The 20,094-nt window shown below is 35.4% G+C and carries 26 protein-coding genes; 20 read left to right on the top strand and 6 right to left on the bottom strand.

The features are described 5' to 3' along the window. Window positions 1-2: 2 nt before the first annotated feature. The 3 genes from AZF04_RS02390 to AZF04_RS02380 all read left to right on the top strand — a co-directional run bounded on the left by AZF04_RS02390 (window position 3) and on the right by AZF04_RS02380 (window position 1,870). On the top strand, window positions 3-347 hold the full coding sequence (locus tag AZF04_RS02390; protein ID WP_061947390.1) for a cytochrome o ubiquinol oxidase subunit IV: 345 nt from the start codon (window positions 3-5) through the stop codon (window positions 345-347). Between the two features lie 463 nt (window positions 348-810). Then, window positions 811-1,368, top strand: coding sequence for a DUF420 domain-containing protein (locus tag AZF04_RS02385; protein ID WP_061947389.1), 558 nt, complete (start codon window positions 811-813; stop codon window positions 1,366-1,368). A 49-nt stretch (window positions 1,369-1,417) separates the two neighbouring features. Next, complete coding sequence (locus tag AZF04_RS02380) at window positions 1,418-1,870, top strand: TcaA NTF2-like domain-containing protein (RefSeq protein ID WP_412459193.1); 453 nt, start codon at window positions 1,418-1,420, stop codon at window positions 1,868-1,870. A 72-nt stretch (window positions 1,871-1,942) separates the two neighbouring features. Here AZF04_RS02380 and AZF04_RS02375 read toward each other — a convergent pair whose 3' ends face one another. Continuing rightward, a complete protein-coding gene (locus AZF04_RS02375) occupies window positions 1,943-2,293 on the bottom strand; it encodes a YugN family protein (protein ID WP_045480112.1) in 351 nt (116 codons plus the stop codon). 232 nt (window positions 2,294-2,525) lie between these two features. Here AZF04_RS02375 and AZF04_RS02370 point away from each other — a divergent pair, with 232 nt between their 5' ends. The 3 genes from AZF04_RS02370 (at window position 2,526) to AZF04_RS02360 (ending at window position 4,426) form a co-directional block, all read left to right on the top strand. Beyond that, a complete protein-coding gene (locus AZF04_RS02370) occupies window positions 2,526-3,635 on the top strand; it encodes a CAP domain-containing protein (RefSeq protein ID WP_061947387.1) in 1,110 nt (369 codons plus the stop codon). Window positions 3,636-3,705: 70 nt separating this feature from the next. Continuing rightward, window positions 3,706-4,152, top strand: a complete 447-nt coding sequence (locus AZF04_RS02365) for a YlbD family protein (protein ID WP_061947386.1) — start codon at window positions 3,706-3,708, stop codon at window positions 4,150-4,152. 19 nt (window positions 4,153-4,171) lie between these two features. Next, window positions 4,172-4,426, top strand: coding sequence for a YlbE-like family protein (locus AZF04_RS02360; RefSeq protein WP_045480118.1), 255 nt, complete (start codon window positions 4,172-4,174; stop codon window positions 4,424-4,426). A gap of 88 nt (window positions 4,427-4,514) precedes the next feature. On the opposite strand, the gene AZF04_RS02355 is transcribed toward AZF04_RS02360, so the two are convergent. Next, on the bottom strand, window positions 4,515-5,282 hold the full coding sequence (locus tag AZF04_RS02355; RefSeq protein ID WP_061947385.1) for an ATP-grasp domain-containing protein: 768 nt from the start codon (window positions 5,280-5,282) through the stop codon (window positions 4,515-4,517). 182 nt (window positions 5,283-5,464) lie between these two features. On the opposite strand from AZF04_RS02355, the gene AZF04_RS02350 reads away from it, so the two are divergent. The 3 genes from AZF04_RS02350 (at window position 5,465) to AZF04_RS02340 (ending at window position 7,849) form a co-directional block, all read left to right on the top strand. Beyond that, entirely contained in the window at window positions 5,465-5,908 is a 444-nt protein-coding gene (locus AZF04_RS02350) for a YlbF/YmcA family competence regulator (protein ID WP_061947384.1), read from the top strand. A 230-nt stretch (window positions 5,909-6,138) separates the two neighbouring features. After that, a complete protein-coding gene (locus AZF04_RS02345; protein WP_045480128.1) occupies window positions 6,139-6,417 on the top strand; it encodes a YlbG family protein in 279 nt (92 codons plus the stop codon). A 184-nt stretch (window positions 6,418-6,601) separates the two neighbouring features. Then, on the top strand, window positions 6,602-7,849 hold the full coding sequence (locus AZF04_RS02340) for an MFS transporter (RefSeq protein WP_045480131.1): 1,248 nt from the start codon (window positions 6,602-6,604) through the stop codon (window positions 7,847-7,849). 16 nt (window positions 7,850-7,865) lie between these two features. On the opposite strand, the gene AZF04_RS02335 is transcribed toward AZF04_RS02340, so the two are convergent. Then, complete coding sequence (locus tag AZF04_RS02335) at window positions 7,866-8,258, bottom strand: DUF7147 family protein (RefSeq protein WP_045480134.1); 393 nt, start codon at window positions 8,256-8,258, stop codon at window positions 7,866-7,868. Window positions 8,259-8,443: 185 nt separating this feature from the next. Between AZF04_RS02335 and AZF04_RS20910 the strand changes: the two genes are divergently transcribed. The 3 genes from AZF04_RS20910 to coaD are packed head-to-tail and all read left to right on the top strand — an operon-like array spanning window position 8,444 to window position 9,704. After that, the gene (locus AZF04_RS20910) at window positions 8,444-8,587 is read left to right on the top strand and encodes a hypothetical protein (protein WP_169802503.1); all 144 of its coding nucleotides are present in this window, start codon (window positions 8,444-8,446) and stop codon (window positions 8,585-8,587) included. Between the two features lie 50 nt (window positions 8,588-8,637). Then, window positions 8,638-9,186, top strand: coding sequence for a 16S rRNA (guanine(966)-N(2))-methyltransferase RsmD (gene rsmD, locus AZF04_RS02330; RefSeq protein WP_045480137.1), 549 nt, complete (start codon window positions 8,638-8,640; stop codon window positions 9,184-9,186). A 29-nt stretch (window positions 9,187-9,215) separates the two neighbouring features. Continuing rightward, on the top strand, window positions 9,216-9,704 hold the full coding sequence (coaD, locus tag AZF04_RS02325) for a pantetheine-phosphate adenylyltransferase (protein ID WP_045480139.1): 489 nt from the start codon (window positions 9,216-9,218) through the stop codon (window positions 9,702-9,704). Between the two features lie 30 nt (window positions 9,705-9,734). On the opposite strand, the gene ylbJ is transcribed toward coaD, so the two are convergent. Next, window positions 9,735-10,970 carry a sporulation integral membrane protein YlbJ gene (gene ylbJ / locus AZF04_RS02320; RefSeq protein WP_061947383.1) on the bottom strand — a complete coding sequence of 412 codons (1,236 nt, stop codon included), beginning with the start codon at window positions 10,968-10,970 and terminating at the stop codon, window positions 9,735-9,737. Window positions 10,971-11,142: 172 nt separating this feature from the next. Here ylbJ and AZF04_RS02315 point away from each other — a divergent pair, with 172 nt between their 5' ends. Together AZF04_RS02315 and AZF04_RS02310 are read left to right on the top strand one after the other, a co-directional pair. Further along, the gene (locus AZF04_RS02315; protein ID WP_045480145.1) at window positions 11,143-11,946 is read left to right on the top strand and encodes a patatin-like phospholipase family protein; all 804 of its coding nucleotides are present in this window, start codon (window positions 11,143-11,145) and stop codon (window positions 11,944-11,946) included. Continuing rightward, window positions 11,936-12,994: a YlbL family protein gene (locus AZF04_RS02310; RefSeq protein ID WP_235599900.1), complete on the top strand. Its 1,059-nt coding sequence runs from the start codon at window positions 11,936-11,938 to the stop codon at window positions 12,992-12,994. The genes AZF04_RS02315 and AZF04_RS02310 overlap by 11 nt, the downstream gene beginning before the upstream one ends. Before the next feature lie 43 nt (window positions 12,995-13,037). Here the strand turns inward: AZF04_RS02310 and AZF04_RS02305 are convergent, their stop codons facing one another. Beyond that, window positions 13,038-14,258, bottom strand: coding sequence for a nucleotidyltransferase (locus AZF04_RS02305; protein ID WP_061947381.1), 1,221 nt, complete (start codon window positions 14,256-14,258; stop codon window positions 13,038-13,040). A gap of 198 nt (window positions 14,259-14,456) precedes the next feature. On the opposite strand from AZF04_RS02305, the gene AZF04_RS02300 reads away from it, so the two are divergent. The 3 genes from AZF04_RS02300 to AZF04_RS02290 all read left to right on the top strand — a co-directional run bounded on the left by AZF04_RS02300 (window position 14,457) and on the right by AZF04_RS02290 (window position 16,157). Next, entirely contained in the window at window positions 14,457-14,984 is a 528-nt protein-coding gene (locus AZF04_RS02300; RefSeq protein ID WP_061947380.1) for a YceD family protein, read from the top strand. A 91-nt stretch (window positions 14,985-15,075) separates the two neighbouring features. Next, entirely contained in the window at window positions 15,076-15,249 is a 174-nt protein-coding gene (gene rpmF / locus AZF04_RS02295; RefSeq protein WP_003321705.1) for a 50S ribosomal protein L32, read from the top strand. A gap of 284 nt (window positions 15,250-15,533) precedes the next feature. Next, the gene (locus AZF04_RS02290) at window positions 15,534-16,157 is read left to right on the top strand and encodes an RsfA family transcriptional regulator (protein WP_045480153.1); all 624 of its coding nucleotides are present in this window, start codon (window positions 15,534-15,536) and stop codon (window positions 16,155-16,157) included. Window positions 16,158-16,212: 55 nt separating this feature from the next. Here the strand turns inward: AZF04_RS02290 and AZF04_RS02285 are convergent, their stop codons facing one another. After that, a complete protein-coding gene (locus AZF04_RS02285) occupies window positions 16,213-16,692 on the bottom strand; it encodes an N-acetyltransferase (protein WP_045480156.1) in 480 nt (159 codons plus the stop codon). Window positions 16,693-16,970: 278 nt separating this feature from the next. On the opposite strand from AZF04_RS02285, the gene AZF04_RS02280 reads away from it, so the two are divergent. The 3 genes from AZF04_RS02280 to bshC all read left to right on the top strand — a co-directional run bounded on the left by AZF04_RS02280 (window position 16,971) and on the right by bshC (window position 20,036). Then, window positions 16,971-17,888 (top strand): 2-dehydropantoate 2-reductase, encoded by a 918-nt coding sequence (locus tag AZF04_RS02280; RefSeq protein WP_061947379.1) that lies wholly within the window; start codon window positions 16,971-16,973, stop codon window positions 17,886-17,888. Then, entirely contained in the window at window positions 17,889-18,272 is a 384-nt protein-coding gene (locus tag AZF04_RS02275) for a DUF3397 domain-containing protein (RefSeq protein ID WP_045480161.1), read from the top strand. A gap of 144 nt (window positions 18,273-18,416) precedes the next feature. Continuing rightward, window positions 18,417-20,036: a bacillithiol biosynthesis cysteine-adding enzyme BshC gene (gene bshC / locus AZF04_RS02270; protein WP_061947378.1), complete on the top strand. Its 1,620-nt coding sequence runs from the start codon at window positions 18,417-18,419 to the stop codon at window positions 20,034-20,036. Window positions 20,037-20,094 lie beyond the last annotated feature (58 nt).

Genomic DNA, 20,094 nt, shown 5'->3' with positions numbered 1-20,094 from the left:
GTATGGCAGATAATTTAAGTCAATCTTTTGATAAAAGTGCGATGTCAGAAGAAGAAAAGCGTCAGACGAAAAAAGAAATTAAGCGTCAAATTGTCGTTTTTGCACTGATGATTTTCTTAACGATTCTTGCATTTGCTGCAGTAGCGAGTGACATTATACCTCATTCGTTTGCCGTACCATTTATACTAATTTTAGCAGCGATACAATTAGCACTTCAGTTGCTATTCTTTATGCATATGAAAGATAAGGATCATGGTTGGGCAAATGCTTTTATGATTTCTGGTATCTTTATTACCGTACCAACAATCGCAGCTTTAATGCTATTGCTTGGTGTAACTAAATATTAAAAAGTAACCCCTTCTTATAGAAGGGGTTTTTTATGAGACCGGGACAAAAACTTTTTTAAAATCACCATATGAGAGAAATTGGAAATGATGTGTAATGGATGCAAACATCCATAACGAACCTTAACCCTTCTTGTGAAAAAAAGGAGGATTTTTTTGAACGGGTAGATTCCCTCTGAAAGGCATAAGCTAGCGGACACTAAGCACGGATACTACAGTGGGAGGAAGTGGCATGGTGAAATCCACTTTTAAAAAAGTTAATTCGGTAGCTCCCACCCAAACGCGAAGTGTCTTGGGGGAGCGAACATCCATGCACCTAACATGTGTGGAAACATTTGTTCATGAGTATTATCTCTTTTTATAGGTTTGTTCATAAGATTGTGACATGAATAGAAGTATTCAGAAATGTAATCATGTATAATATAGGGGTTGAGAAGATTTTTACGTTTCGTAAGGAGTTGTCATTATGAGTCAAAAAGACTACGTACAAACAAATGAACCTGTTAAAAAAAGAAATTACAAGCCACTCATTTTTATCGTGACGGTAATCATTAATGGTTTAGTCCTGATTTTATCAAGAATGCCTGCCTATGAAGGGTTTGACCTATTTGATGTGAAAATCTTGCCGTTAATGAATGCGATTTTTAATACATTTACGTTCTTCTTTTTATTAACAGCCTTAATTTTTATTTTGAAGAAAAACGTTACATGGCATAGACGCTTCATTTATGCAGCATTTGTGACGACGTCATTATTTCTTATTACCTATGTCGCTCATCATTTTCTGTCCACTTCTACCTCATATGGTGGAGATGGATTTTTGGCCGGCTTCTATTATTTTATTTTAATTACTCATATTGTATTAGCGGCTGTGATTGTGCCATTAGCTCTAATGTCCGTAACTAGAGCATGGAATATGGAAATTGACCGTCATCGTAAAATCGCTAGATGGACGATGCCCCTTTGGCTGTATGTCAGCTTAACAGGTGTTTTAGTGTATATTTTAATTTCTCCTTACTATTAAGAGAGAAAGAAGGACAAGCTAAAGAAAAGGAGTTTTGATTTTGAAAAAAATGACCGTCTTAATACTCCTATCCTTTCTACTCGTCGGCTGCTTTGATAATCGTAGCCAAGTGCAAGTGACTGAGGTAGAGGATTTAAAATTGTATGAAGAGGCAGAGCAATTTGTCACTGAGTATAAGGAAGCCATGATTAGTTCGATAGAAGAAAAGGATTTTGATATATTAGAGCCTTATTTAATCCCGAATAATAGTTTTTATCATAGTTTGAGAAGATATTTTGATGATTTAATTAAAGGGAATGCCTCGAAAGAACTTATCCACATGGAAGTGAATGATGTTTTAGTGGATGCGGAAGAAAATGATAATTATTTTGTTAATGTAAATGAAGAGGTTTTATTATTATATCTGAATGGCGAACAAGAGCAAATTGAACGTCATATAGAGTATGAACTAATTAAAAGTCCTGAACTTGACTTTCGTATAGTCACGATTAGAGAAAACTAGTAAATCATCATATTTCTTTGCAAATACACTAAGTTATGTTAGCCTATAAAAAAAACCAGGATCCCCTGGTTTTTATTTCTTATCTAAGGCTTCCTTTAGCTGCTGTAGCTTCGTGTTTGAACGATTAACGACAGCTTCTGGGAAATCCTCACCAGCATATTCTACACCATGTGGGTAGTAATATTTACCGAGAATAGGTGTCATAACCTTGACGATGGTTTCGTCCTTAGGAATGTCGCCCTTGATCGCATAAGCTGGTACTCTAAGATAATAAATTTCTTGATTGTTATGTATTTTCATATCAAACATAACTCTTTCATAGTCCCACTGCTCTGCATGGACAAAGCCAAGTTTTTCAGCTTCATAGTGTAAAGTTTCAAATCTAATTTCTTTATCGGCTAATTCGATATGTTCAAATTTCATGAAGTAATCCTCCTTCTTTTCATCTTACTATGTCCATTATTAATGATAGTATGAAAAAGCTTCAGTTGCAATCTATTACCGTTAGATTTTGTTTAGAGATCTCTTTTTTTTCACCGTTTCGACACTGATTCATGCTTCCATGACAGAAGGTTACAGAATTAGAGAGAGGATATACGTAGGTTTATTGCGAATCAATCCTTAATAGAAAAATGGAGAAGTGGGGCGAGCCAGCATGATGAAAAAAATGATTATTTTTACATGTGTTTTATTATTTATTGCGATCGCATTATTTGAATATGTCTATAGTGATCAAATAAGTGAGTGGTTTCCATCTCATGAGGTTTCACCTATTGTGTATAACGCAGAACAAGAAGAGACTTCTCAAACGGAAGAGGAGTCTGTAAATGGAGAAGATTCTGATAGCAACGAAGAAAAAGAAGTTACTATTAACAGTGAATCAGAACTTTTCATAGGTCAATCAGAAGCAGAGATTGTCGACCAGTTTGGCGAACCAGAAAGAAAGGATTTATCGAGCTACGGTTATGAATGGTGGGTATATCCTTTATCTGAATCAAGCTATGCTCAATTAGGCATAGAAAATGAAGAGGTCGTAACGGGTTATTTTATTGGAGATATTGTTCATGATTTACCAATTGAGTGGGCATCTAGTTACGAAGAGATGGATGACATTCATACGTTTGAAGAACAAGTGTCCGCTCGAAATAGTTGGGGTCATTTCCAGTTTGAATTAAGTGATGAAGACCAAAAAATTAGACCATTAGTTCAGCATAGTGATGATGTTTGGATTCAGTTTTATTTTGACCAACATACGAATCAAGTTTCAAGCATTCGTATATTCAATCATGATGTATTAATTAAACAAAGACCCTATTCGGTCTCTTATAGAGGCGAATTACCAGAAGAACTTGCTTTTACAGAGGAAGAGCAGAAGTTAATAGAAAGTGGGGAAGAAAAACAAATCTTTGATGTGACGAATATCATCCGTCATCGACATGATCTGGATCCTTTTGATTGGGATGAACCTATTTCAGAGGTCGCCTATTTGCATAGTATGGACATGTTTGAAAATCAATATTTTTCCCACGTTTCCCCACAATTTGGTGAGTTAGGAGATCGAATTGAGGCTGGAGACATAAGCCCTCGTTTAGCAGGTGAAAATATTGCTGCTCATTATGTGGACGGTATTGCAGCGGTAGAAGGTTGGTTAAATAGCGAAGGACATCGTGTCAATTTATTGCATGAAGAATTTACTCATTTAGGAGTTGGGGTTCATCAGGATTATTTTACTCAAAACTTTCTGACGCCTTGGCTTCAAAATTAAAAAATGATGCACATTGGACAAATGACCATAATAGTATATAGTGACTTGGTCTATAATGGAGGTTGATAGGATGTCAAAAAATAAATTAAATCCTTCTGTCCAACAATTCAAAGAATTTGTCAAAGTGCATCCAGGTATTGTGGAAGCTATACAATCCAACCAAAAAACATTACAGCAGTTTTATGAAGAGTGGACAATACTAGGGGATAGTCATGAACAGTGGGGGCCATATAAGCCTACTTTGAATGTGGAAGAACCAACAAACCAATCGGAAAGTGAAGGAAGTAGCTTTAACAGTGAAAGTAATCAATCGCAATCAGAAGCAAGCTCAGGAGAAACGCTACAACAGTTAGTTTCTATGTTTAAAAAAATGAATATTAACGATTTACAAAACCATTTAGGACAATTCAGTTCCTTTTTAGGAAATGTTCAAAATGTCATTCAAACCTTTCAAAAGCCTTCAAGCTCATCAGGATCCAATTCAACGGATCGTTCCTTTTCCTTTAGAAAAGACTAATAGTTGAGGGAGGTACATCATGAGGATGGAAATACAGCAATTACTCAATGAAAAGCCGGAATTACGGGATTTCATTCGTCAAAATCCTTTTTGGTATAGAAGGTTAACAAGAAATCCTAACCAAATTCCACAATTAGAAAAGGAAGCAAATTATTTTTATGGAAAAACATGGCCTCAGCGAGTCGAGAAAATGCAAAATAATTTAGGGCTGGCCATGATGATGATCGAAATGTTCAAAATGGGCAAAACGACCGTTGATCAAGCCATACAATAATTTAATGCTGCTAATGATATGTATGAAAAGTTGCTTTAAAGTAGAGAAAAGACTTTGAGAAATAATCCTCAAAGTCTTTTATTTATGATTAGTTTTCGGAAAGTCTATTTAAATATTCATAAATCTTCTGTTCAACACTTACATTCAATTGCTGAAAGCCTTGATTTCCGAATAGAGTATTAAATTCTAAAATATACGGTTGATCATTGACGAACACAAGGTCGAAGCCAGCATGGTCAATTCCTAGCAAATGGGCAACATCTTTTACAATTTCGTAAGCGATAGGAGGAATATGATCATAATTGATGATACCACCTTGTGCAACATTGTTGTGAAAGGTATTGCTATTCTCCCGCCAATAGGCAGCGATGATTTCATCTCCAACAATACAAACTCGCAAATCTCGTTTAATAGGTAAAAATTCCTGAACATAAAAATAGGGGTTATTTTCTACATACTCTAGAAATTGTTCCTTACTTTCAATAAGAAAAACTCCTTTTCCCATCGAGTTTCGAATTTCTTTTGCTACAAAAGGAAAGGGGAATTCTTCAAGAACAGAACGAATATTATCTGAATTGCGACCCAAAATAACGGTTTTAGGAACATATTGAGGACAAACACTCCAAAGTGCTCGGGTCATTTCTATTTTATTAAAGCCTAATTGAATGCTTTGAATACTTGGGAAAATCTTTTTTTTCATACCATAAACTAATGAGTTAACTTGCCAATTTTCTGGGAATAAACAAAAGTCGGCATCAAGTATTTTATTTCGTTCTTGATACATATGCTCTGGTTTGACATATTTAATATGAGGAATTCCGATAGTACGAAAGGGATTAAAGGTTACAAAATTCACAATTTGTATCTCCTATTCAATTTTCTTTTTTCGTAAAAGCTATAAAGCTCACTTAGACAGTCGAAAAAATTATAGTGGTGATTGGGGAAAAAGTCAATATAAAAAGCAATAGATGAAATCATTCAAGTTGATCATTTATAAGCTCTGTTGTAACATGTTATCATACAGTAGGGGGTGAGAGTGTGCTCGCAACAATGACATGGATGGACTTAATTGATTGTTCGTCAGATTTAAGTCAGGCGATTACAGAATCTGATGTATATGCTGACTATATATCGAAGAAAAAACAACTTCAAGATGATCAAGAAGTGCAAAAAGTAATCTACGAATTTAATCAAATGAAAGATCAATATGAAGAGGTTCAGCGTTTCGGGAAATATCACCCGGATTATAAGGAAATTTCTACAACAATTCGTCAGAAAAAACGAGAGCTTGATTTGCATCCGCTCGTGACGGATTTTAAAAAAGCTGAAAAAGAATTAGAGCAGCTATTAAATGAAATAAGCGGAATTTTAGCGCATTCCATTTCTCATACGATAAAAGTACCAACAGGAAATCCTTATTTTGACCAAATGTCCTGCTCTGGAGGCTGTGGATCAGGTGGTTCCTGCAGCTGTAGTGCTTAATAAATAAACGATTTTATCTAATAAGGTAAAATCGTTTTTCTTTTATATAAGGGTTTAATTTTTCTCTAATTATTTGATTAACAGTTAGAGAAGGGTGTTACAATAAGAGCGAAGTAAATATTATGGAAGGATGTCATGTTATCTAGGAGCATTTTCCATTGAAGTTATTGCCGTCATCATGTTGAAATGATAAAATAATGATAGACCTATTGAAAAAGGAGAACCGATGAATGTTAGTAGGTAATAGACAAGGAATTGCTGTTTGGTTAAGTTCTTTAAAATTTGCGAGACAATTAAGAAGATTTGGGCATGTTCAGTATGTTTCAAAAAAAATGAAATATGTTATTTTCTATTGTGATCAAGAGAAAACAGCTGAAGTCATGGAAAAGCTTCAATCCCTTCACTTTGTAAAAGATGTGAAGCCATCTATGAGACCTTTTGTCAAAACAGAATATCAAAACTCAAAGCCAGATAAGGCAAAAGAGTATGATTATAAAATGGGAATTTAACTAGGTGCCGATCAGGTATCTAGTTTTTTAATGCATTTTATTAAAAAATCAAAAAGTCTAGGAATAGAACAAAGTAATCGAAATTTGAAGAGGTGAAGGGATAAACAACCATTAAACACGCTCAGCCTATTTGATTATTTCGTATGGCGAAATATATAATATAAATAGGGAAGTGAATGGAACTATGCAAAATTGGAAGCGTAATTTATGGATATTAGTTGTATGTCAGTTTATAGTAGCGAGCGCAATGACCATGATTATCCCGTTTCTACCTTTATACTTAAAAGATTTAGGGGTAGAAAATGAAGCCTCAATTCATGTTTGGACAGGTGTTATATTCGGAGCAAATTTTCTGACGGCCTTTCTCTTTTCTCCATTTTGGGGGAGAATGGCTGACAAACATGGGAGAAAATTAATGATTTTACGATCGGGGTTTGGGATGGCTATTGTCATCGGATTAACTGGGTTCGCTACCGGACCAGTAGCCCTTTTAATGCTCCGTTTATTAAATGGGGTCGTTTCTGGGTTTATCCCAGCATCAATTGGTCTTGTTTCTACAAACACACCAAAAGAAAAAGTCGGATATGCTCTAGGTATTCTTCAATCAGGTGCAGTAGCGGGAGGTATTATAGGCCCATTATTAGGTGGTCTTATGGCTGAGGTTTTTGGCTTTCAAACGATTTTCTTTGTCACTGGAGCGAGTATCTTACTTGCTGCACTAGTTGTGTTATTTTTTGTCCACGAACGGTTTGTACCTAAAAAGGAACCTCAGAAGTCAAATTCTTTAATAGATTTTAAAATCGTAACAAAAAAACAACCTGTTTTATCATTATATATTGTAATTTTCTTTATTCAATTTGCAGTAATGGGCGTAAATCCTCTATTATCACTTTATGTAGGAGAATTAACTCCTCATCAAAATACAGCCTTTTTTGCAGGATTAACCGTAGCTGTGTTAGGTTTTTCTAATATGATGTCTTCTGCTTTTTTAGGAAGGGTTTCAGATAAAAAGGGTGCTCATAATGTATTATTTTGTGCGATGATTGGTGTCGCAATCTTATCTATTCCACAGGCGTTTGTAACGGATATATGGATGTTAATTGGCTTGCGCTTTTTATTAGGGATATGTGTAGGAGGCTTGTTGCCAGCTGCCAATATGCTCATAAGGCTTCATTCACCAGTTGGGATGGAAAGTAGAACATATGGATTTTCTAATAGCTTTATGTATTTAGGTAATATGTTAGGTCCGATTTTGGGGGGCTGGCTAGCGACTACCTTTACCATTAGAGGGTTGTTTATTATAAGTGCTATTATTTTATTCATCAATGTATGGATTGTTAAGTTTAAGGTGATGCCATCGGCTAAAAAAACGTTTATAGAAGAAAAGAAATTGAGAATGAAAAAAAGAAGCGAATCACCATCTCCTTCTTAAATAAATCATCCCACCTTTATGAAAGAGGTGGGATTAGTTTGTTTAGACGAAAAATTCCAATTAAATATTGATAATATAAATCTTTTTCCGCAAATTGAGTATAGGATTTCACTTCTAATGTTTTTATTGGAACTTCAAATTGCTTTCCTAGTGCTGAAAATAATTCATATCTGTTATTGGATTCTATGCCATTCTTATGAGGAATTCCTTCTAAACAAATATATAAAGGCATAAAAGAACCTTGTTCGGTTGGATTTAGCAAGACGACTAGAGATGACTTTTTTTGTGAGTCTTTCTCTACATCTAATCGAACGAAGGCAGAAATTCGATCTTGGTTTCTTTTAGCTATTTCCATTAATTCAAACAAATCTGAATAGCCTTGCCCTAACTCAATAAATCTCTGTATCATCTAATTACAATACCCCTCTCATTTCAGTTCGTCTCTTAGTTTACCTTAAAGTAAAGAAAGTAGAAAGAAGGAATCATTGTACCATTCATAAAAAAAACCTCGTAAGAAAACCCTACGAGGTGCCCATACACATACATTCCGTATGTAATCAGGCTATGGGAGAGGAGAAACCGGAGGAAGAACTTATGGGGAAACGTAAGTCTTCTCCGCGGTTGCAGCAACATTGTAATAATGCTGCTAGTTTCATTATGACCAAGACTGTACAAAATATACATGACCGCTTAAATTCTAAAATCCTCTTATTCATTGACATTCCTTTCTTTAAGTAACTTATGATAAAATAATTTTTAGTTGAAAAGGAGAAAGTAGGGAATGAAAAATGAGAGTCATTTCAGGTGAAAAAAAAGGGTTGCCTTTAAAAGCAGTACCAGGGAAATCAACGAGACCCACTACAGATAAAGTAAAGGAATCGATTTTTAATATGATTGGTCCTTATTTTGAAAAAGGAATTCTTCTAGATTTGTATGGAGGAAGCGGAGGTTTATCAATAGAAGCTTTAAGTAGAGGCATGGAAAAGGCGATTATCATTGATCAAGATCGCAAGGCTATTCATACCATTAAAGAAAATTTAGCCAAATGTAAATATGAAACAAAAGTAGAAGTATTTCGTAATGAGGCTAAAAAAGCAATAAAAGCTTTAATTAAAAGAGAGATTCAATTTGATTTAATCTTCTTAGATCCTCCCTATGCTATAGAAGACATCGCAAACGAAATCGCGATTATCGCTGATTTTGAATTATTGAAAAAATCTGGTGTGATTGTATGTGAACATAGTAAAGAACGAGCGTTACCAGAAAACATTGGCGATTTAACCATGACTCGACAGGAGAAATATGGAGATACATGCATTTCTATTTTTCAATTTTAAAAAATAATCAATGAATAAAGGAGGACCACATGAAAAAAATTGCCGTATGTTCGGGTAGCTTTGATCCAGTTACAAATGGTCATCTGGACATTATTACAAGAAGCTCAGAAATTTTTGAACATGTGATAGTTGCTGTTTTACATAATTCAAAGAAAAAAGCTTTATTTACTGTAGAGGAAAGAGTAGAGCTCTTAAAGGAAGCAACCAATCATTTAGAACATGTAGAGATTGATACTTTCAACGGATTATTAATTGATTATATGAAAAAACGGAATGCTCATGTCATTGTAAGAGGCCTAAGAGCGGTTTCGGATTTTGAATATGAAATGCAAATCGCTTCAATGAATAAAAAGCTTGCTCAGGAAGTGGATACGGTTTTTATGATGACTAAAAATGATTATTCCTATTTAAGCTCAAGTATAGTGAAAGAGGTAGCCAAACATGATGGTCAAATTGATGATTTGGTCCCTGAACATGTTGCGCTAGCATTAAAGGAACGTTTCAAAGGAAATACATAAGCAAGATTACAAAACAGCCTAGCTCCAATGCTAGGCTGTTTTATGTGGATATAATCTCTCTTTAGTCCATATGAATATAGATAGCATAAGAAAAATAAGTGTAATAAGAGGGGAATACGTTAAAAATATCGTCCAAATGTTCTCGGAAAAAGAATGGACTTGAAAAGTAGGCACTACTTGCTCATAAAGCGTTACATGTCTTCTTTCTAAATAGATTGGTTTAAATAAAAGCAAGGAAAGTACTGAGGCTAGAATTCCTTGAAGGATACGTCCGATGATGAATGGTTTGAAACGAATGTCTGTTTCGGCTAATATGCTTGCTACTTGTGCTTGGATAGATAAGCCGCTAAATCCTAATAAAAAGCTAACCGCAATCACTTGATGTAATAGACTCGCTTCAGTTGTTTCACTTATTTGACCAGCACCAATCGTCATCTCAAATAATCCCGAAATAATAGGTTGACTTAATTCCGTTGGTAATGAAATAAATGAAAGCAAAAAACTAACAAAAATCGATAGGAGGTTAATGACCTCTAATAAGGATAAAACCTTATTAATGACTGAAAATAATATGATAAAACCACCAATCATTAATAAGGTTCGAACCGAGGATTGGACTGCATCTCCTAATATTTTTCCTAGTGGCCTTCCATCCTTTTGATGCTCTTTATGTAGAATGGTCACCATATTTTTAAGAGGCGTACCTCTAACTATAGTATCTTCATTTTTAAATTCAGAAGCTGAATGATCACGAACACCATAGAACCTCATCATTAAGCCGACCATTAAATTGGCTCCATAGTGAGCAAGGGCAAGAAGAATACCTAGTGCTGGATTATGAAAAAAACCAACCGCAACAGCACCAAAAATAAAAAGTGGGTTGGAAGAGCTAGTAAATGATACTAAGCGCTCAGCTTCAATCTTTGTAATTTTGTTTTCTTTTCTTAATCTAGCAGATAATTTTGCACCAGCAGGATTACCAGAAGCAAGTCCCATCGCCCAAACGAAACCACCAATTCCTGGAACGCGAAAAAGTGGTCGCATAAATGGCTCAAGCAAAGAGCCCAATAAGGTGACGACACCAAAACTAATTAACAATTCAGAGACAATAAAAAAAGGTAGAAGAGAAGGAAACACAACATTCCACCAAATATTCATTCCTCGAACAGATGCTTCTAAGGATTCTTTAGGAAATAACATTAAAGCAACCGCTAAACAGAGAGCGGTGCTAGCTAATATGAGGGTATGGGCTCTTTTTGAATTCAAAAAGAATAACCTCCTTTACTTTTCAAAAGCGTGTCATTTAAAGAACCATATCCAAGTTAAGCTGATTTTAGAGCTCGTCTTTTCTACTACCATTAAATATACGTCTACTTCGAAAAATTAGACCATATGATTGAAAAAGAACAGAGGAAATCGTATGATAGGAGTTGATGTAATGACTAAGCAGCGACCTACCATTGGCTTAGCTCTAGGAGCAGGTGGTGTCAGAGGCTTTGCTCATGTTGGTGTATTAAAAGTATTAGAGAAGGAAAAAATACCGATAGATTATTTAGCTGGAAGCAGTATGGGTGCATTAGTAGCTAGTTTGTATGGAGTAGGTCATACTACGGAAACTATGGAAAGATTTGCGACCTTATTTAAAAGGAAATTTTACGTGGATTACACCATTCCTAAGCTTGGCTTTATAAAGGGTGAAAGAGTGGTAGAACTAATTCGTATCCTTGCGAAATCTAAAAAGCTTGAGGAGCTACCGATTCCCGTTTCAATTGTTGCGGCTGATTTAATATCTGGAACGAAAGTCATTATGAAAGAAGGAGATATTGCTGAAGCTGTAAGAGCTAGTATTTCCATACCTGGAATATTTGTCCCTGTTACTAAGAATGACCAGGTGCTGGTTGATGGTGGTGTGCTAGAAAGAGTGCCTACTTCCGTAGTGAAGGAAATGGGGGCCGATATTGTTATTGGTGTAGACGTAAGTGCATACAAAGTAGAGCAAAAGCTACTTACTATATTTGATGTGATTATGATGACCATTGATATGATGGCGAAGGAAATGAGTAGTAAAACAGAGGATGTACAGAATTCATTTACGATAAAGCCGATTGTAAAGCAAACAAATGGACTTCTATTTAAGGATGTATCTTCTATCATAAAAGCAGGAGAGGTAGCTGCAAAAGAGAGGATAGAAGAGTTAAAAGAAAAGATAAATGATTGGAAGGAGAACCACATTGAGCGCTGAAAAACGACCAATGCTTAAGAAGCGATATATATTTTTAGTACTTATTATATTTATTCTTTATTTTTTACCGATACCTTTTTATTATTCGGAACCTGGCTCTGCTGAAAGGTTGAGCCAATATATTCAAATGGAAGAGTCTGTTTTTGAGGATGAGCAAGAGCAAGGACATTTCATGCTGACGACCGTAAAAATGGGTAAAGCAAATGTATTTTTCTATTTATGGTCTTACTTCAGCCCTTATCGTGTCATTCACCCGGAAAGCCAGGTGAGAATAGATGGAGAAACAGATGAAGAGTATCAGCATCGCCAATTAATGCATATGAAAAATTCTCAAGAAGCTGCTACTATTATCGCTTATGAGAAAGCTGGAAAAACAGTGGAGATTGATTATTTGGGTGTAAATGTTACACAATTAATTGATGGAATGCCAGCATCATCTATTTTACGTGTTGGTGACATCATTACGGAGATTGACGGTCAGCCTATTTTAGATGTAGAAGATTTATTTTCTTCGCTTGCTGATAAAACGATTGATGATGAAGTGACAGTTAAAATTTTAAGAAGTGGCGAAGAATTAGAATATGAAATAGGCTTTTCTATTTTTCCTGACGAATTGCAAACGGGTGAAGAGATGCAAGTGGGAATGGGTATTGTAGGCCCTGTTACCGCAAAGGAAGTTACGTTTGAGCCTGAAATTCAAATTGATACAGCTCAAATAGGTGGACCATCTGCAGGTTTAATGTTTTCCTTGGAGATTCTTAATACTCTAAGTGAAGGTGACTTAACGAAAGGTTATGAGGTAGCGGGCTCTGGAACGATTAACGAAGAAGGTGAAGTAGGGCCTGTTGGAGGGATTGCTCAAAAAGTTGTGGCAGCTGAAAGGGTTGGGGCGGATTACTTTTTTGCTCCATCGACTGATTTAGTAGAAGGAAGTAATTTCGAACAAGCTCAGAAAGCTGCTATCGACATCGAAGCATCACTAGAAGTAATCCCAATAGAAACAATAGATGATGCCATTACCTTTCTAGACGAATTGCAGCCAAAATAACCATTAGCCAGGAAAGGTCTTTGTTCCTGGCTAATGGTTTTAATTAAAGCTGAATAGGAATTTGTTTGTATTCAGATGACATTCCATTGCCCCTTGCGATGTTAGGGAGACCAGTAGCATAAGTGGCTGCTACTCGCTCATCTAGTTCTTTTAAAGGACCAAAAGCATTGGCAAAGCGACTTATGATAGGAGTATTTATTTCCTTTTTATTCTTTCGTAAGTGCTCTCGTCCTCTTGAGCTCATTCCTAAAAGCCGCAGATAAGGAAGGGTTTCGAGAGCTAGAAGCTGATCGATTTCCTTTTTGGTCGTTTGGGTTAAAATGTGCGTTAAGAGACGTTGAAGTCGGTTCCAAGTATACCGCTTTGTTTTAATTTTGTTCATAAAGTCCGAAAAGCTAGTTGATTGTTTAATGGCTTCTTTTAACCGAAATTCCAACCCTTCTTCACATTCATAAATTTCTCTTAGCTGCTCATGAGTAGAGGTGATGAGCTGATATTGCAAATAAGGAAAATACGATTCCCACTGTTGAAAGCTGTTGAATGCTTGTTCATACTGAGAGAGAATGTCCCACGTTGAAGTAGGAACAACATGTTTAATCAAATGAAGATTTTTCTCTTCGAAAAGGGCTTTTCTAATACTTGTAGCGCTAGCAATTGATTCAATAGGGATTTGTTCGTCATGATATTGAGCGCTTGTCCTCTTAAGTGTATAAGCCTCCATTGTAGGAGCAAATTTTTCGATAGCTCGTAAATAGTGGTAACCTAGAATATTATTCGGTTGTGATAATGACAGACTTGGCTTTTGATTACTGTTAATCGCCTCGAATGCATTAGAGGTTGCTTTAGGGTAGCTTTTACCAGACTTCATTTCCATCCGCACAAGCTCATCCCATTCAGATTGATGCTGCTGAATAAACGAAATCAATTCCTTAAAATCTTGAATATCTCCATTTTCACTACCAAAGCTAACAGAATGGACACCTAGTTCTGATAATACTTTGATTGCACCTTCTGCGAATAGTTCGGCTTTTTGAACGGAATAATAATAAGGAAGCTCAATCACGAGGTCTGCTCCTGCCATTAAAGCCATTCGTGCTCTTTCCCATTTTGGAAGAAGAGCAGGTTCTCCGCGTTGCAGAAAGAAGCCACTCATGACAGCAACGACCATATTAGCATTTGAAAGTTGTTTGGATGTTTGTAAATGAAGGGCATGTCCGTTGTGAAATGGATTGTACTCTACGATCAAACCAACTGAATGACTCATTATGAAACTCCTTTTAAAGGAAATGGGCGTATAAAAAAAGGCAAGTCTTTACGCCGGTTTTTTTACGTGATAAAATGAAAAATCAAGCACAAAATTCTTTATTATATTCATTATAAAGGAAAGACTGTAAAGAAAAAAGGTTGACAAAAAAAATTGGGAGATTTATAATTACTTTTGTTGCCTTAGAGGTGATATAAAATGAAATGGACTATACAACAACTAAAAACAGCAAAGCATAAGCCGTTTATATTCAACGAAAAGATCGATCTTTCAGAGGTCAAAAAGAGTGAATCCAACATTCGCTCGATTCAAATGGCAACTGTATCGGGTAGAGTTGAATATGTAGGAAATGTGCTAAACATTATTTATCATTTAGATACTGAACTTATTCTTCCATGCTCTAGAACATTAGTGGATGTACCTTTGAAAATTAACATATCCTCCAAAGAGCAATTTCGCGAGGGTGAAAATTGGTATCATATTGATGAAGATGGTCATGAAGAATTGGTGGAGTTATCTGGAGTATATTTGGATTTCCGTGCATATCTTTATGAAAGAATTTTACTGGAAATACCTATCCAAATCTTTGCTGATGAAGTGCAAGAGGATGATAGCAAAAAAGCGCCCTCTGAAGGAAAAGATTGGCAAGTAGTAACAGAGTCAGACCGCCAAAACAAAATGGATCCTAGATTAGCTGACTTAGCTAAATTTTTTGAGAAAGAGTAAGAAAATCGAAGTACGGTTTTGATAGAATCGGCTTCCTTTCATAAATGCAAGCGTAAGGTTTTTACGCATTACCTTTAAGGAGGTGGGAATGATGGCAGTACCTTTTAGAAGAACATCTAAAACAAGAAAAAATAAGCGTCGTACTCACTACAAATTAGCGGTACCTGGTATGGTGAAGTGTTCAGAGTGTGGAGAGTTAAAATTGGCTCACCGTGTTTGTAAAGAGTGTGGCTCATATAAAGGCCAAGAAGTAGTAAGTAAATAATAGGAAAAACAAGTGATAATATTATCGCTTGTTTTTTTATTTGTTTTCTTACTGAATAAGAGCATAGTTGGACTGAACGAAACTGGCTCATTATTCCAAGGAACTGTATGACCATAAATCCATTGTTTGTTTTCTAATGTAAGCTTGAACACTGTAAAATCTATGACCACAAATCTTTGTGAATAGTCTATAGCAAAAAAGGATATACTCATTTACTAGAACAAAGTCTATCTTTAGTAGTTGCTGCATATGATTAGATCAATGATTGATAAAGGAGGGGTCATATGACAACCATTCGTCAAGATGCTTGGAGTACAGATGAAGATTTGATTCTAGCAGAAGTTGTACTAAGACATATAAGAGAAGGAAGCACACAGTTAGCGGCATTTGAGGAGGTAGGGCAAAAACTTTCAAGAACAAGTGCGGCTTGTGGATTTAGATGGAATTCAACGATTCGAAAAAAATATGAATCTGCTATTCACCTTGCAAAAAAACAACGGACCAAAATAAAAGCTATAAAAGCGCCGGCTTCAGAAGAACAGGAAGTGGAACGACCGCAGGAAAAGAAGAAAAACGTTCGGGTTTTTAAATCGAAAAAAGAAGAAGTAGAACCAGATGCTAATGTATCAGTGGAGAAGGAAGAAATCATTGAAGCGGAACTTGAGCAAGATGAAAACATCTGGAATGAAAATGAGCCATTAACGATGGAAAGAGTGATCGATTTTCTTTCAGAGTATGAACATTCAATGAAGCTTAGGCCACAACCTGATGAATATGAACATTTAAAAATTGAAAACCAGCGTTTGAGAGAGAGGCTTGCTAAGGTTGAGGAAGAAAAATCAATCATGAAGGAAGATTATCGTTCTTTATTATCGATTATGGATAGAGCTAGGAAATTAACTTTATAAAAAAGGTTCGAGAACCCTTGAGTTCTCGAACCTTTTATTTATAATATTTACTTTTTTATTGATCGGCCGGCTGCTCTTGTACACCATCCGGGTACCAAACAAATGGATTTTCACCACGGTCTCGATCGGGCTGGTAAGTAACTTCAGTAAATCCCATTTTATGCCAGAAGTCATTTGAATTGACACGACCATTTGTTTTAATAGGTAGTTTGAAGGATTTGGCGAAATTCACCAAAGATTGTCCGTACCCTTTACCACGATAGGCTTCTAAAACCTCTAATTTCCATAATTCTAAATAATCTTGTGAAGGTTCGAAATACCGATCGTATTTTTGATTGATTCGATATAGGCTCATTCGCGCAACTAATTTTTTTCCGAAGTAAATTCCGTAAAAAGGCGATTCGCTATCATTCTCGATTAAATTCTCTTCTAAATCTTCTTTCATATAAAGTTCAGCGGCTCCATACTCTCGAAAATTTTTAAATTCTTCTATTGTTTTATAATTGATTAAAAGTCTTTTCACTTCATGACCCATTTCATATGCCTCCCCAGATTAATAAATGCTGTATATAGTTTACTAAAATTTAAAAGAAATCGCTAACAAAAAATCTTTAATTAAACCGTTTAAAGGAAAAATCAATTTATAATGGAGATACAAATCAACCAAAATGAAGACCTTCATTTTTGTATAATCCTAAGTCTTTTTTTCTTTTTTTTGTATAGAGTAGGAAAAAAGTAGTGGAATCACGAAAAACATTTGGTTTTATGAAGTATAATCATATATGATAGAAAAAAATGCAAGGGAAAGATGGTATGAACATTACAATAGTTGGAGCTGGATCGATTGGCTTGTTATATGCTGTTTATTGTGCAGAAGCTGGGATGAAGGTTACACTGATCACAAGAACGAAAAAACAAGCTGATTTGATAAATAAGTCCGGGGTCGAATTTATTAGACAGGATGATCATTTACTTGTCGATCATATAGATGCATACGAGATCACAACAGTCGCAGAACATTTTACAGATCTCGTTATTTTCGCTGTGAAATCCTATCAACTACCCGACGTTTTACCTTTAATAAAAGAAAAGATCAAGAGTTCAAGCTGGTTATTTCTTCAAAATGGCTTAGCTCATGTGGAGATGTTAGAAGGGATCAACCAGGTTGAAATAGGCTTGGCGGTTATTGAACATGGTGCTAAAAAAGAGGGGGCTACTTCTGTTCAGCATACAGGAAAAGGTACTACACGGTGGGCGTATTATAAGAAACAGGACGAAATGAGTGTATTAGGGTCCTTTTTTGAAAGCTTTAAAAATAAACAATTTCCTAACGAATATGCAGAAGAATGGTTACCTATGCTACATTTAAAATTATTGGTTAATGGTGTGATAAATCCACTCACGACTATATTTCAAGTGAAAAATGGGGAGCTTTTAAAAAATCCCTATATTAGAGAAATTATGAATCCATTAATAGAAGAGCTAACCGAAGTACTATCTGTTCCTAGAGATAAAGGGATAAAGAAGGTACTTGAAGTTTGTACATTTACTCAAAACAATACTTCTTCTATGCTAACAGATCGATTGTCTGGTAGGAGAATGGAAATAGAAGCGATTTTAGGATATGCAGTGAGACTAGCCAAGCAAAACAGAAGGTCTACTCCTTATTTAACTTATACATATATGGCTGTAAAAGGAATTGAGAACGAAACAGGCAGGAGGGAAGTTTAGATGACAGTTGTATCATGGGTTTTTGCGACATTTGTTACCTTGCCTCTTTTTGCATGGTATTTGACTTATATTACGATGGTTAAAACGACGAAAAATAAAAGAAAATCAGTTCGTGTTGCTTCTGATTGGAGTATGATTTGGTTTGTGTTAGCGGTCTATTATATAGGAGTTGAATTATGGTCGATCTCCTTTTTTTGGTATATATTAATAATTTTATTCGTTATTGCGATTATTTTTACTTGGTTACATTGGAGCATAGCACAGGACATCATTATTAGTAAGCTTTTTAAAGGGATTTGGCGCATGAACTTTTTAATCTTTCTTCTATTATATTTAATTCTAAGTGGGTATGGATTAATTAGTCGAATCTTTTTTCTGAATTAATTGAGCAAATCATTTGGTTACTTGTTTTCTTTTTGCTAATATATGCACATAATGTCTTTTAAAGCATACAATGACTTAATGGGGATTAATGAGTTAAAATGAATGTGCAAAGTGACTTCAAAGTAGAAGGGGCGTCTATGAAGAATGAAGGTAATTAATCTAGACCTTTCTGAAAATAAAGGATTCCTCCATGATTATATGGAAAATAGTGAAAAGCTATCATCCTTTTTTGATTACCATTGGAAGGATCAAAATCATTATCAAAAAAGATTACAAGAATTAGAAAATAGAGATTTTCAACGACAAGTGTTATGTGATTTTTTAATGTCTTACCATCAACAACTGCCATACCCTAAAAAAGTGTTAGAACAGATTGAAAAATTACGAAATCCAAAAGCGGTCGCAGTCGTCGGTGGGCAACAAGCTGGTCTATTAACGGGCCCCATGTACACTTTTTATAAGGCTGTAACAGCGATTATGTTGGCAAGGCAGCAAGAAGAAAAGCTATCTGTTCCCGTAGTGCCGATTTTTTGGGTTGCAGGGGAAGATCATGATTTAGATGAAATTCGATTTGTCTATACACAGAAAAAAAGTAAATGGGTCAAACATACATACGAGACTGAGGCTAATCAATCATCTGCTTCATTAGCGACTCTTGATCAAACTTTATTATCTGAATGGATAGAAACGACTTTCTCGAGACTTCCTGAAACCGAATTTACAAAAGAGCTTAATGAGCATATTCATATTCTTGCTCGCGATTCTAAAACGTTTACAGAGTTCTTTTCAAAAATAATGAATTGGTTATTCCAGGATTTTGGCCTTATTCTACTCGATGCCCATGCACCAGAAATACGAAAACTAGAAATCGACTTTTTCGCTCAGCTTATTGAAAGAGCTGAAGAGGTCCAAGCTTCCCATAAAAAAGGAGTCGAGGCTTTCGCAGAGGCTGGTTATGGATCGCCAATTGAAACAGAAAAGGAAAATGCTCACCTTTTTTATGAATATAATGGCGAACGGTCACGGTTAGACTATGCAGATGGTTCTTTTTATATAAGAGATACGACAAAAGAATTTTCAAAACAAGAGTTATTAGAAGAGCTTAAAAGAAATCCTGAATCCTTTAGTAATAATGTAGTGACAAGACCATTGATGCAAGAATATTTATTGCCGGTTCTAACCTTTGTTGCAGGACCAGGTGAATTAAAATATTGGGCAACTTTAAAAGAATGCTTTCATTTATTCTCATTTAAAGTACCTCCTGTAACGCCACGAGTGCAAATGACAGTTGTACCTAAAATGGTTGAAAAATGGATGAATGAGCAATCATTTTCCTATCTATCCTTTTTAAAAGGGGAATCTGCTCAACGATTAGAGGAATGGTTAGAGCAGCAATACCATCCTTCGATCGAACAAATCGTTGAGGATACGAAAAGTTCAATTAACACAGCTCACTCCTCATTAAGAGAATTAGCTGATAGCATCGATTATAATGTTGGGAAATTAGCTGAGAAAAATTTAGAGATATTAAATCGTGAAATAGATTTTGTCAAAAAGCGTATGATTAGACATGTCAAAAAAGAACAGTCGTATATGATATCGAAATTTGAAGAATCAGGCCATTGGTTAGCACCTAATAATCGCCCACAAGAACGCGTAATTCATCCATTAATTTTACTAAATCTAGTAGGAAGGGTCGAATTATCCCGTTTAATTGAATTAACAGGTGAAGTAGATGGAGCACATAAGTTAATTTTCTTGTAAAAAAAAGTATAAAAACCCTGTCAAAAGATTGAGAGAAAAAATCCTGTAATGATGCAGG

Source organism: Alkalihalobacillus trypoxylicola (assembly GCF_001590785.1).
GTDB lineage: Bacteria > Bacillota > Bacilli > Bacillales > Bacillaceae_D > Alkalihalobacillus > Alkalihalobacillus trypoxylicola.
The sequence above is the reverse complement of the archived record's forward strand: the minus strand, read 5'-3'. Positions and strand labels throughout refer to the sequence as shown.